Raw genomic sequence first — 11,461 nt, 5'->3', positions numbered from 1 at the left:
CGGACAGCGATGTCTTTCCGTTTTATGGAGTGGGTGAACGCTAATCGAGATGTATTCTCAGCCTATAAAGCTGCTTTGGGTTTTATTTGGGCTTGAAATCTGTTTAAGTCCCGTTAATTCCAGTGTTGCGTCCAGGTCAGTGGGTGATTGTGGATAACGCGACGTTTCATCATGGGGGTCGCATTGCCCAAGGGAATTGAAGCCGCAGGATGTCAGTTAGTCTATCTACCACCCTATTTGCCAGATCTTAATCGGATTGAAAAGTGCTGGGCATGGTTGAAAAGTCGGATTCGCAAACGGCTAACCCAATCGGCTAGTTTACGGGATGCGATGGAATCTGTTCTCAAGCAGGCAGCGTCCTAATCAAAATGGCTACAGCTATAACTGAACATTCCAACTAAAAATTTGATTCAAAAGTTGAAAATTATCTTAAGCCAGGTGTGCAAGAAAGAAATATCAGTTTAAACCGCACACCGTTTGTCTACTTCAGAACTTTCAAAACTGGTGCTTGGGCTTGTAGCGTTTGATTAATTGTGGTTCCTAGTTTTAACAGGTAAAGACCACTAATTACGAGCGTCAGGACTACCAATCCTGGATTTTCTAAAGTGCCGCTATCAAATAGAATTAACACCCCTAAGCTAATCAGAACAAAAGGGACTAGATGGTTGCCGTAACGAGTCAAATTATCTGCGATCGCAGGAATTTGGGTTAACTTATAAGCGGCAAGACACCAAACACCCACCAGCGAGAAAAACACTCCCAGAACGATGGCTAGATTTTGCCAGGTGCAGCTTGCAAACAGGGGCATATAGATTCCAATGTTATCGCCGCCATTTGCAAAAGTTACCGCTGCTACGCTATACGCCTGGGGTGAGATGAAACTGCTAAACCAGGCTGGTTGAGCTGGCGTTTCGTCTGAGTCAGCATCATCTTCTGCATTAGAATTCACTAAGCGGCTGATGCCGATCGCAATCGGAACCAATCCTAACATCCCAATACAGGGACGCGGCAACAACAAACTACCAAAGAAGCTGGGAAGGCTGGCGAGAACAAGGGCGGCAAAGCCAAGATACTGTCCGGCAATGATGTGGCGTTTGCGAAAGACAGCATTGACCTGGGAAAAGAACAACATCAGAATCAAAATGTCATCCAGGTTAGTTGCCGTAAAGGCGGTAAAGCCGGTTGAAATTGCCGCGAAAAGTCCGTTCATGTTCAGTTCATGCTCCAAATTCTGTTGTGTCTATCCGGACTTTTGGGCGACGCTGTAGCAATCCTGTTGGGATTGTGAGAAATGTCTTGAAAGGAATATGTCTCACAACGAAGCTCAAAACTCACGCATGATGAAAGGATTAATAGATTAAGTCACGAGAAGAGTAAAGACATTTCTAGCCTTTCTCGCTGGTCGTTAACCGTTACTTCGAGCTAAATTATTGAAAATATTTAGGAAGCCTGTTTTCTGGAGTGGTTATTCAGAACAGCCACCGTTGCAATCTTGTTGGAGTGATGCTCCAACTCATTTAAGTTTTGAGCCGGTACGAACACAACCTTGACTTCGCTCGCTGCTTGGTGTTGCTGCTTGATTAATACAGTTAGCTCGTCTAGTTTCTTGGCATAGTCAGCATCTAGCTTTTCGTGCAACAGTTCCAGGTTTTGAGCGGCTTGCAACGTGATCTGGTAGTTGTGATTCGCACTTTCCCGATCTTCTTCTGATTGGCGGTTCTGGCTCATCAAGACGACGGGAGCGGTGTAAGCAGAGGCAAAGGAGAATACCAGGTTCAACATCATGAAGGGAGACTCATCCCAGTGAGGCAGTCCCGGTATCAGGTTGCAACCTACCCATCCAGCAAGAACGGTTGATTGTCCAATCAGAAACGCCCAGGAACCCACTTTAGTTGCCATTTTGTCTGCCACCTTTTGCCCAAACGTTAAGGGCTTCTTCTCAGGTGGTTTAATTTTTGAAAATTGTGGTTGTGTCAGAACGACAGGGGCTTGTTGCAATTCGTTGATACCGGGTTGACTGGATTGAGTGGAGTTCATGCTGTTACCTCTTGCAACTTCAAATTCGTTTAATGCTTTGATGAGTGCGCTTAGGGGTTTTTTGTATTTGTGCTGCACTTGCTATAGTTTCACTGTATGGCGCTTAAAGTATAAGAGCAAATACTCTTTCTTGTTGAATTAATAAATTGAAGTGATTGACTTAGGCTAAGCGTTATGAATTCGACTTTTCCAACCCTGGTTGTTACCCAGAACAGCGTTGGTGCAAATTGCGGGTAATTTCAGTAATGCCAGTTCCTCAATCAATTGAGTTTATCGATTCAACAAAAAAGAGTGTTTGCTTTTATAAATTGTGATTACGTAGGATGAATTTATGCTTCTGCAATAGATTCTTGCCAAACTGGATCGCCAGTCTGGATAGCCAGTCTGGACAAAAGACACAAGAACATTGAGAAAGCCTTTCTGGTTGTCACAAGAGAAAAACATGAAGAATCTTTTCAAAATTGCGCTCGCCCTAGTGATATTTGTGGTGAACCTAGCGATCGCCCAACCCTCTCTGGCAGATCGACCCAAGGTATCCAAAAATCCTGACTATATTCAGGTGACAAAAACGCTAAACGGTTTATCAGCACTCCAGGAAAGCCAGGATGTCCCTCCAGAAGTGCAACAGCGAATTGACGAATTGACCTTGCAAAAAGCCGCAATCGAGTCGGGTGTCACCTGGGGACAATGCAGCAATCAAACTGGGAACACAATCGGCATCTTTGGCCCCGCCTCTGAAGAATCGAAGACTGGCGATAACAGTCTCTACTTCCTAGCAGACGGTGAGACAACGCCTGAAGGCTGGGATTGCCAGGGAATTTATTTACCGAGTGGTATTAACGTTGCAGGCATTGAGTCAACACCTGCCACTTATACAATTCTGGATGGTACCCGTTTAATCGCCCGCCGAAATCCTGATACCTCTGCGCTTGAGTTTAACGTTCCACCACTCAAGTCTTCCCAAGAGAATAAGCTGGCAGTTCCTAACGTATCGCAGGAATTTATTGAATCTCGCATTCCTAGTACGTTCACAGCCGTAGAAATTGACGATTAATAGGATGCGTACAAGTGGGTTGACGCAATGATTTAACAAATTGGCTTGCAAGCTCATTGAGTCAACTCACCGTACAAAAGAATGGAAAGTTATTGTTACTCACTCATTAGCATTTTGGATTATGGATTCTTTAATTGGGTCAGTAGATTCGCAGATTGTATTAGTAGTTGCAGCGATCGCCGTATCCCTCTTGCTGGTTACGCTGCTGGTTAGAATCTTAAAAGCTGGTTTCGGGTTGATTTTGACAATTTTGGTGGTGGTGGTGGGATTGCAGTACGTTTTTGGCATCACCCCCGGACAATTGTGGGGTGAGATCGGGAATTTACCCCAAGATGCGATCCAACTGGTGAAAAACCTCGATTGGAATTCTCTGATATCAAGCTTTAATAGCTGAAGGCAGCATTCAATCACTTCTAATTATTCATCTGACAAGAAAGTTAATTTCACTTTATGAGGATTGCCTTATAAAGTGAAATTAACTTATTCGCCGTAAATCCCACACGAAGTTGGAAGCGCCACCATACCGCTTGCGGTTGGTGGTGGGTAGTTCACGCATTAAAGGCTCGTGATATTGACGAAGATACCTATGAACCGTCCGATCGCTGGGTAATACTCTTCAGTTTGGCTGTCTTACTCTTGGGTACAGGTATCATCTACTACGTTTTTACGGCTCCTGTGCAACTGATAGCCGGTGCTATGTTTGAAGTAATGTCTTGCTACGGCAATGATTCGCCAAGCGGATAGGAGAGGATGTCCTTTTCGAGTGTCTCTTCAGATTACTAAGCTGTTGTGCATTTAGACTGCGATCAAAGAGCGTCCGGGACGCAGTCCCCTGAGAGCGAGAAAGCGTCGCCAATCGAGTTTATCCGCTCATGCAGCAATCTGATTGTGTACTACGTCAACAGATTAGCAACGTTTGTTCAATGGGATCTTACACGGCTTATGGCGAGTGCCATTTAAGCTAGGGATGATAGTTAGCGATTGCGCTTAACTAAGTATCATTCACCATTGACTAATGACTAATAACTGGCTGCTACTTTTAGTGTGGATAGGAGTTGGGACTGGCTTGCGCTTGCTGAATTTGGCTGGCAAGTCGCCTTGGACGGATGAATTTTCGACGCTGGTTTTCAGCCTAGGCAATAGTTTTCGCGGCGTTCCCCTAGATCGAGCGATCGCACTCGATACTCTTCTGCAACCTTTGCAAGCAAACCCAGCAGCCGGAATCAACGATGTCATTCATCACTTAGTCACTGAAAGCAACCATCCCCCTCTCTACTTTGTGCTAACTCACCTGTGGTTGAAACTATTTCCGCCGGATGGGGGATTGGTTTCGCTGTGGGGGGCGCGATCGCTTGCTGCCCTTTTCGGCGTCGCCTCTATCCCTGCAATGTACGCATTCGGCTGGTTTGCGTTTCGTTCTCGGTTGGTAGGGCACTTGGCAGCAGCAATGATGGCGGTTTCGCCCTACGGCATCTTTCTAGCGCAGGAAGCCCGTCATTACACTTTGGCAATTTTGTGGGCGATCGCTTCCCTTACCTGTCTGGTGGTTGCCGCACGACATCTGCAACGTCAGGCACCTCTGCCCGTTTGGCTCGTACTCCTCTGGGTAGGGATTAATACATTAGGAATTTCCAGTCATTATTTTTTCGTTCTAACTTTAGGTGCCCAAGCGCTGGCGTTGATTGTCCTTCTATGGCAACAAAGACGGACTCAGAAGAATTTTAAATTTCCCAGTGTCAAGTCCTCGATCCCATTGCTGGCGGTTGCGGCTGGGACGCTGGCGGGGGGATTAGTGTGGGTGCCAGTATTCTTGCAGAACAGTTATGGGGGCAAGCTAACCGAATGGATTCAAGGCGATCGCGTCGGTTTGGCATGGCTTAGTCCTATATTTCAGGCGATCGCGGCTTGGATTACGATGATCGCCCTACTTCCGGTAGAGTCACCCGATTTAGTCGTGGTGATTCTTTCTGGGGCTGTGATGATTGTTTTCTTTCTTTGGGCGCTACCCATCCTCTATCGAGGCTTGAAATTTCAGCGGCAAGAGGCGGGTTTGACAACCCAACTCTTTGAGGGTTTTATTTGGAGTGCGATCGCGCTATTTTTTGTCTTTACCTACATCCTCGGAATTGATTTAACTCGCGGGGCAAGGTATAACTTCGTCTATTTTCCCGCTGTAATTGTTATCGTAGGAGCCAGTCTTGCCGCCTGCTGGAACGCTGTGAAGGTTGAAGAAACTACTTTAAAAGAGTCAAGTCCAGTCAGCATCGATCCCGGCTCAAAAACCAAAGGTAAAATCAACCCTTTTATTAAAATATCTGGTCAAAAAGCTGTGGCGCTCATTTGGCTCATGGGACTATTGAGCGGGCTAACAGTCGCCTGCAATTTGGGTTATCAGAAATACTATCGCCCCGATCTCTTAGTGCCACCGATTATAGAGTTGCAAGATTCCCCATCTTCATCTGTGCAAGTGCCAATTCTAATTGCCACAACTCACAAAACCCATGTACAAAATGGGGAAATGATGGGAATCGCGTGGGAACTCAAACAGCAAGCGGTACAGCCAAGGGAAATCCAATTTCTCCTAGCGCATCAAGACCAAAATCCTCAAACTTCAACAGCGGCGCTGCAAAAAACTTTGGCGACTTTACCGCGCCCTCTAGATGTTTTGCTGGTAAATTTCCACGCACCCATAGAGTTAGATAAATGTGTTACGAATGCCAATTTCCCTTCAGTGGATGGCTACGAAACCAAACTTTATTACTGTCGAGAGCGCTAAAGCTTAACTGCTTTTTTTGACGCTTTCTGGAACGCTCAGCGATGACAAACCCGCGATCGCTCTTAAATTTTGAGCGCGAATTAACTCTGTAAAATTCAAACTGGAACGACCTTCGATTTTGCCGACGGCTTCAATTGCGGATAACAATTGCTGGGCAGCTTCAGCTTCCGTGTAGCCCCGCCGAATCGCTACCTTAATTGCCGATTCATCCGCATCCAGTTCAGACTGAGAACTGCGAGTGTTTCGCCAAATCTGAGTCGCTGCCAGTCCGCTCAATCCGCTAGCCACGACAACACCCACAGCATCTCCTTGGACAAGCTGCACGATTGCTCCGATTGCCCCAGCCGCCACCACACCTTGATAAAGGTCGGGTTTAAACCACTTGATCCCAGTCAGCCAAGCAACTGTGCGTAAAATCAGCAAATCTCGCTGCGGCTGAGACAAGCGACGCCATAAATCAAAATTGATATAAATCGGTCGATCTTGTGCCCAAGGCAGCGGAAACGGGCTATTAATCACCTGCGGTTGCTCCGGTTTGCTAACCACTTTTGTCAGCATTCGACCAGATGCAGGCATGACATCTAATAAGCGGCGAATTTCAGGCTCTGGATTCATCTTGGATGACTTGGGGCAACTATGGTAAAGACGCGATCGCTCCCCTCTACTCACTGAAAACTATTCTAAGGAATGTGGATGAAATAACTGGTAAAAGTAGGGATATGCCCCTACCCAGGAAGTTGAAATAAATCCACAATCCTCAGTTTTAGGGGGAGGGAGACGGAACGGCTGAAGCCGTAGGCTTGGGTTTAGGAGCTTGCTGAGTGGGCGGAGTGGTAGCTCTAGGCGTCGCCTTGGGTGTTGTTGTCGCTCTGGGTGTCGCCGGAGGTTTTGTGGCGGGGGCTTGCAGCCGAGTTGCGGGTGAGGGCGCTAGGGCTGGGCTAACAGGTGTTGACGTTGGTTCGGGTGAAATCGTTGTAGCCGGTAAGGGCGTTATCGCTGGGTTAACGGGTGTTGACGTTGGTACAGGGGAAACCGTGGCACCGGGAGCAGGAGACACCGTTGGGCTAGCAGCAGGAGCGGTGATGGAAGCAGGAGCGCCTTGTACACCCAAAATACTGGGATCTCCAGTGTCAAATATGCCAGCTAGACAGGCAATCATCATTGTCGCCAGCGTGCCAGCAAATAGCGCTTTCCAACCGAGTTCGGAGATATCTTTGCGCCGCGAGGGAATGAGGGCAATGGTGCCACCCACAAAAATGCCGACTGAAGCTAGATGGGCAAATCCGGAGAGGGCATAACTGACAATTAACACCGTGCGATCGCTTACAGTTCCGGCTTGGGCGGCTTCTGCTAACGCTTGATAGGGAGGAATTGCAGTTTCGAGGAGTCGTCGCCCAATAATCACAGAAGCCGTCCAAGATTCGCTAAAAGGGACGCCGGTTAAGATTGTTAGGGGATAAAACAAGACTCCTTGAATATTTGCTAAAGTGACAACTTTGAATAAGTCACCGACTGCTCCGGGTAAACCGCCCAACCAACCAAAAAATTGATTCACTAAAGAAACTAAACCCAAGATTAAGATCAACACGGCAGCGATCGCTACTGCCATCTTCACCCCATCCAAAGAGCCGACAATCGCCGCATCTAAGGGGCTAACTCGCTCGATGGGTTCTCCAGCGACTGTTTCCTGTTTGTACGTCCCTTCCTTCTCGACTTCCTCAAACTCATTTTGCTCAAATTCCTTGGCTGTTTTCTCGCTAGGAATACCGCCCAGCGTCAGCGGTGTTCCGGTTTCTGGCACTAAAATTTTTGAGATCACAAAACAGGCGGGGATAGCCATAATCGACGCCGATACTAAGTGTCCCAGAATGTTCGGAAAGACAGGTCTGAGGAAACTGACATAAATTGCCAGGGTTGAGGAGGCAGCCGTACCAAAACAACACGCTAGAATCGCGCACAGTTCCGAACGGGTCATTTTTGGCAGATAAGGCTTAACGACAATCGCCGCCTCAATGCCCACAAAAATATTCGCGGCACCGCTGAGCGCTTCCGCCCCGCTCAGGCGCATCGTCCAATAAAATAATTTGGCAAATAACTCGGTGATGACTTGAATGACGCCGATGTTGTAGAGGAGCGCCATCAGTCCGGAGAAAAAGATTACCGTCGGTAAGGCGCGAAAAGCAAAAATATAGCCAAGATTGATTGGTGGATCTTGACCGGGGATGGGGACAATATTTCTCCCAAAGACAAACCGCGCCCCAGTGTCAGCAGCGACAAACACCGCGTCTAGTAAGGTCGTAAACCGCTCCAGTGCGATTCGCGTGGGGGGAAACTTGAACACCAAAAAAGCCAAGACTAATTGCAAACCAATGCCCCAGATAATGACGCGCCAAGGAATGATTCGCTTGTGTTCGGAAAAGAGCCACGCGATCGCGCATAAACCAAAAAGGCCGAAAAAGGAGATAAGGTTGAGATAAAAAGGATGAGACATGGGCTGAATCCTTATTTCTTGAGAGAGTGCTTCCCAGTTTGCCGTCCCCTGCAAATGAGCGCGTTTTTCGGCTTTATCCCCGCCTGGAGAAGGATGACACGGGACACCCAAGACAATAACTGAAAATGAGGCGCTTCAGTACTACTACAGCTTTAAAATAAGCACAGAAGCCTGTATCTTATTCAAACTTAAGAATTCCTAAACACAAGGAAACAACTTAGCTAGAGCAGTCCCAGCTTGAAGAATGCTGCTCTTGGGCAGTTAATTACCCACAAATTCAATACATGGAAGCTTTTGACTCAGTTCCTCCCAAATGGATCGAATCTGCTACTCACGCCCGCAAGTTTTGCTGTCCTAACTGTCGGGCTTCCTCCAGGGAAGCGCAACAGGTTTGGCTCAACCGGAGATCGCCCGTGATGACAGAAGATTATCGCCGAAAATGGCAGGAGTTTTATCAGTGCCAGTGCGGTAGTGTCTGGTGGGCATGGAGTAACGATCGCCCTCCCTCTGATTTATTAAAGCGCGAGCCTCCAACGATTGACGAGTGATGCTTTATAGAAGTAAAGCGCGACTCCCTACGGGATAGCGACTCTACCCTTCGGGAACCCCTTCGAGGAACGAGAACGCTACGCGAACGTTTCACGCATTTTCTCTGGTTGAGCGCCTTAGCGAAGCGAAGCCGTTAGGCTTATCGCACGATTGTGTTAGCCGTAGACAAAAGAGCGATTGCGCTACCGCGCAGCCTTCGGATCGCAGCTCGGTAATTTAGAAATTACATACATCTTTTACAAGGCATTTACAACGACTGCCATGAATCTATCAACGTTTGCAAAAACCCTGCCTGCTGCTGTGTTAACGATTGCCTTTGTTTCTTTGAGCGGCAACAGTTTAGCCCAAAACGCCTCATTTCAAGTAGTAAGTGCTAGAGATGGAGATGATGTTACGGTAAGCCAAGGCAACAAACAGTTCAGAATTCGGCTAGCTTGTATTGATGCGCCTGAAAGAGAGCAGAAACCGTGGGGCGATCGATCGGCTAATCGCCTCAAGCAGCTTCTAGCCCCTGGTCAGAGCGTGCGGCTAAGGGTGGTGAATACAGACAAGTCTGGGCGCACTGTGGCGGAAGTTTACCGAGGCAATCAGTCAGTAAACCTTCAAATGGTGCAAGAAGGTCAAGCCGTTGTCTACCCGCAACATTTAAACAATTGCGCTGCTACCAAAAACCAATATCTACAAGCACAGGCAGCAGCTAAAAAGCAACGTTTGGGTTTTTGGAAACAAGCTCAACCGATGATGCCGTGGGATTTCCGCCGCACTCAGGGTAGTCGCGGTTAGTGAGCGGGAACGAAGACAAGGAATATACTTTGGGTCTTAGCAAAAAGCGCTGGGCAAACAAAGGCGATCGCATTCTCTTTTGGTCAGTGCGTTAGCCAAGTGAAGTCGTTAGGCTTATCGCTGCCCACCTCCGGCAAGCAAGCTTTAAGATGAAGAAGTATTAACAACGCGAATATCGCTTCATGGACTGGAAAGAAATATCCGGTAATTGGGTGTTAATTCCCCAACATCCTGTAGGAATTGTGCATTTTCTTGGGGGCGCATTTGTGGCGGCTGCACCCCACGTCACTTATCGCTGGTTGTTAGAACAACTGGGGAATCAAGGCTATGCGGTGATTGCGACGCCGTTTGTGAATACGCTGGATCATAGCGCGATCGCAGGCAACGTTCTCCTGAGCTTCGATAGCGCCATCGAACAATTACGGGCAAAAGCGTTATTGCGGCGGCGATATCTCCCAATCTACGGACTTGGACACAGCATGGGTTGCAAACTGCATTTACTCATTGGTAGTCTTTTTTCAGTGGAACGTGCTGGGAATATCCTGATTTCCTTTAATAACTACACCGCAAGCGAAGCCATCCCATTTGTGCAGCAGTTTAATTTCAGCCCAGCTTTTAATGTCGAGTTTACACCTTCGCCGGTAGAAACTAACAAGTTGATCGCTGATAAATACAGTATTCCGCGAAATTTACTGATTAAATTTTCTAACGATACGCTTGACCAATCAACTGGCTTAACTGAGGTTTTGCAGAAGCGATTTTCGGGGATGGTAGCAATGCAAATGTTACCAGGAAGTCATATTACACCGCTTGGTCAAGATGTCAATTGGCAAGCGGGAAAGGACTTCACACCGTTTGATGCTGTTGGTCAATGGGTAAAGCAAGAAATTTTATACAAAGAGCTGAATTTGTTGAAAAGAGAAATTCTCCGCTGGTTACAGCCTTTCTCTCCTACTTAACAATTACTTGAATATTTAGTAGCAGCAATGGTGTAACTGCTGCGTGTAGGCTGAACAAGGCAAGAAAGAAAGCTCGTGTTATAGCAGTCCTAAAGGATTCCTAAAGGCAAGATCTCCGGCTTCGAGAGAGAATTAGGGTATCTGACATTGCTGGCATCTCATCACTCAAATAGGATTGCTATTAGCAAAGCACAATAATAGATTGTGCTTTTCTTTCTTGATGAGCATCAACTAGCTGCGAAAGTCCTACTAATTTTATTGTTTACTTCAGCAACGCGGCGGCCCATCATCGTAGGAAATTAAATTATCTCCTGACTCAAGAATAAACTTAACTTGGTGGTCTGTAGCAACATGAAACCACCAACTGTGTTTAAGTTCCCCTCTTTTATACGGGCTGTCCCACTTACAAACAAATATTATGTTTTCCCCTCCCACAGGTAAGTGAACGGAGGAATTGCTTTTTTGGGAAAAGATTCTATTCTTTAATTTTTGAACTAGAGTGACCGAATCGTTTTGTTGTTTAGCAGCTTCGCCTTCAAAGGTAATAGTGAGCAGCGTTATCTTAGGGTAGCACTCAGTTGGAATGCAAACACCGCCTACATACTGTAAAGTTAAAATATTTTCCGAACCAGGGGAATCAGGCCATTCTTGAACACACCCATTCTGATTCTGATAAATTCGTGGTGGTGATGGTAGCAAATTAGCTACTTGTTTAGCTAATTTAATTGCTTCAGTAGGACTCAGTTCTGGCTGCATAAAAAAACTTGAGGAGGTAGAACTTAATCTACCTCCTCAGTGTCTACTTTTCCGAA

At 46.8% G+C, this 11,461-nt stretch carries 11 protein-coding genes and 2 pseudogenes; 8 read left to right on the top strand and 5 right to left on the bottom strand.

Annotated features, from left to right (window positions below; all coding sequences use genetic code 11):
* Nucleotides 1-113 precede the first annotated feature (113 nt).
* Nucleotides 114-363 (top strand): annotated as a pseudogene (locus tag NC997_RS23815) (transposase); the annotation flags it as partial.
* Nucleotides 364-481: 118 nt separating this feature from the next.
* Here NC997_RS23815 and NC997_RS23810 read toward each other — a convergent pair.
* Together NC997_RS23810 and NC997_RS23805 are read right to left on the bottom strand one after the other, a co-directional pair.
* Nucleotides 482-1,210: a cadmium resistance transporter gene (locus NC997_RS23810; protein WP_190525267.1), complete on the bottom strand. Its 729-nt coding sequence runs from the start codon at nt 1,208-1,210 to the stop codon at nt 482-484.
* A 230-nt stretch (nt 1,211-1,440) separates the two neighbouring features.
* Nucleotides 1,441-2,037 carry a DUF1003 domain-containing protein gene (locus tag NC997_RS23805; RefSeq protein ID WP_190525266.1) on the bottom strand — a complete coding sequence of 199 codons (597 nt, stop codon included), beginning with the start codon at nt 2,035-2,037 and terminating at the stop codon, nt 1,441-1,443.
* A gap of 442 nt (nt 2,038-2,479) precedes the next feature.
* Here NC997_RS23805 and NC997_RS23800 point away from each other — a divergent pair, with 442 nt between their 5' ends.
* From NC997_RS23800 to NC997_RS23785, 4 genes and pseudogenes are all read left to right on the top strand, one after another.
* Nucleotides 2,480-3,091 carry a hypothetical protein gene (locus NC997_RS23800; RefSeq protein WP_190525265.1) on the top strand — a complete coding sequence of 204 codons (612 nt, stop codon included), beginning with the start codon at nt 2,480-2,482 and terminating at the stop codon, nt 3,089-3,091.
* 121 nt (nt 3,092-3,212) lie between these two features.
* Complete coding sequence (locus NC997_RS23795; RefSeq protein ID WP_190429177.1) at nt 3,213-3,485, top strand: hypothetical protein; 273 nt, start codon at nt 3,213-3,215, stop codon at nt 3,483-3,485.
* A gap of 170 nt (nt 3,486-3,655) precedes the next feature.
* A pseudogene (locus tag NC997_RS23790) lies at nt 3,656-3,835 on the top strand (hypothetical protein); the annotation flags it as partial.
* A 271-nt stretch (nt 3,836-4,106) separates the two neighbouring features.
* Entirely contained in the window at nt 4,107-5,867 is a 1,761-nt protein-coding gene (locus NC997_RS23785) for a phospholipid carrier-dependent glycosyltransferase (protein ID WP_190525264.1), read from the top strand.
* A 3-nt stretch (nt 5,868-5,870) separates the two neighbouring features.
* Here NC997_RS23785 and NC997_RS23780 read toward each other — a convergent pair whose 3' ends face one another.
* Both NC997_RS23780 and NC997_RS23775 read right to left on the bottom strand, forming a co-directional pair.
* Nucleotides 5,871-6,482 (bottom strand): DUF3318 domain-containing protein, encoded by a 612-nt coding sequence (locus tag NC997_RS23780; RefSeq protein ID WP_190525263.1) that lies wholly within the window; start codon nt 6,480-6,482, stop codon nt 5,871-5,873.
* 148 nt (nt 6,483-6,630) lie between these two features.
* Entirely contained in the window at nt 6,631-8,358 is a 1,728-nt protein-coding gene (locus NC997_RS23775; protein WP_190525274.1) for a nucleoside transporter C-terminal domain-containing protein, read from the bottom strand.
* Nucleotides 8,359-8,642: 284 nt separating this feature from the next.
* Between NC997_RS23775 and NC997_RS23770 the strand changes: the two genes are divergently transcribed.
* The 3 genes from NC997_RS23770 to NC997_RS23760 all read left to right on the top strand — a co-directional run bounded on the left by NC997_RS23770 (nt 8,643) and on the right by NC997_RS23760 (nt 10,649).
* A complete protein-coding gene (locus tag NC997_RS23770) occupies nt 8,643-8,906 on the top strand; it encodes a hypothetical protein (RefSeq protein WP_190525262.1) in 264 nt (87 codons plus the stop codon).
* Nucleotides 8,907-9,168: 262 nt separating this feature from the next.
* Nucleotides 9,169-9,690 (top strand): thermonuclease family protein, encoded by a 522-nt coding sequence (locus tag NC997_RS23765; protein ID WP_190525261.1) that lies wholly within the window; start codon nt 9,169-9,171, stop codon nt 9,688-9,690.
* A 182-nt stretch (nt 9,691-9,872) separates the two neighbouring features.
* Nucleotides 9,873-10,649: a DUF1350 family protein gene (locus tag NC997_RS23760; RefSeq protein WP_190428694.1), complete on the top strand. Its 777-nt coding sequence runs from the start codon at nt 9,873-9,875 to the stop codon at nt 10,647-10,649.
* Nucleotides 10,650-10,916: 267 nt separating this feature from the next.
* On the opposite strand, the gene NC997_RS23755 is transcribed toward NC997_RS23760, so the two are convergent.
* Nucleotides 10,917-11,405 carry a hypothetical protein gene (locus NC997_RS23755; protein WP_190410456.1) on the bottom strand — a complete coding sequence of 163 codons (489 nt, stop codon included), beginning with the start codon at nt 11,403-11,405 and terminating at the stop codon, nt 10,917-10,919.
* Between the last annotated feature and the right edge of the window lie 56 nt (nt 11,406-11,461).

This window comes from Trichocoleus sp. DQ-A2 (assembly GCF_039961915.1).
Taxonomy (GTDB): Bacteria; Cyanobacteriota; Cyanobacteriia; order Cyanobacteriales; family FACHB-T130; genus FACHB-T130.
Note: the sequence above shows the minus strand (reverse complement) of the source record. Positions and strands in the feature narration are given on the sequence as shown.

Coding starts and splice junctions, on each gene's coding strand:
- NC997_RS23765 (WP_190525261.1), top strand. CDS start 9,169: ATGAATCTATCAACGTTTGCAAAAACCCTGCCTGCTGCTGTGTTAACG.
- NC997_RS23755 (WP_190410456.1), bottom strand. CDS start 11,405: ATGCAGCCAGAACTGAGTCCTACTGAAGCAATTAAATTAGCTAAACAA.
- NC997_RS23795 (WP_190429177.1), top strand. CDS start 3,213: ATGGATTCTTTAATTGGGTCAGTAGATTCGCAGATTGTATTAGTAGTT.
- NC997_RS23780 (WP_190525263.1), bottom strand. CDS start 6,482: ATGAATCCAGAGCCTGAAATTCGCCGCTTATTAGATGTCATGCCTGCA.
- NC997_RS23760 (WP_190428694.1), top strand. CDS start 9,873: ATGGACTGGAAAGAAATATCCGGTAATTGGGTGTTAATTCCCCAACAT.
- NC997_RS23805 (WP_190525266.1), bottom strand. CDS start 2,037: ATGAACTCCACTCAATCCAGTCAACCCGGTATCAACGAATTGCAACAA.
- NC997_RS23785 (WP_190525264.1), top strand. CDS start 4,107: ATGACTAATAACTGGCTGCTACTTTTAGTGTGGATAGGAGTTGGGACT.
- NC997_RS23775 (WP_190525274.1), bottom strand. CDS start 8,358: ATGTCTCATCCTTTTTATCTCAACCTTATCTCCTTTTTCGGCCTTTTT.
- NC997_RS23800 (WP_190525265.1), top strand. CDS start 2,480: ATGAAGAATCTTTTCAAAATTGCGCTCGCCCTAGTGATATTTGTGGTG.
- NC997_RS23810 (WP_190525267.1), bottom strand. CDS start 1,210: ATGAACGGACTTTTCGCGGCAATTTCAACCGGCTTTACCGCCTTTACG.
- NC997_RS23770 (WP_190525262.1), top strand. CDS start 8,643: ATGGAAGCTTTTGACTCAGTTCCTCCCAAATGGATCGAATCTGCTACT.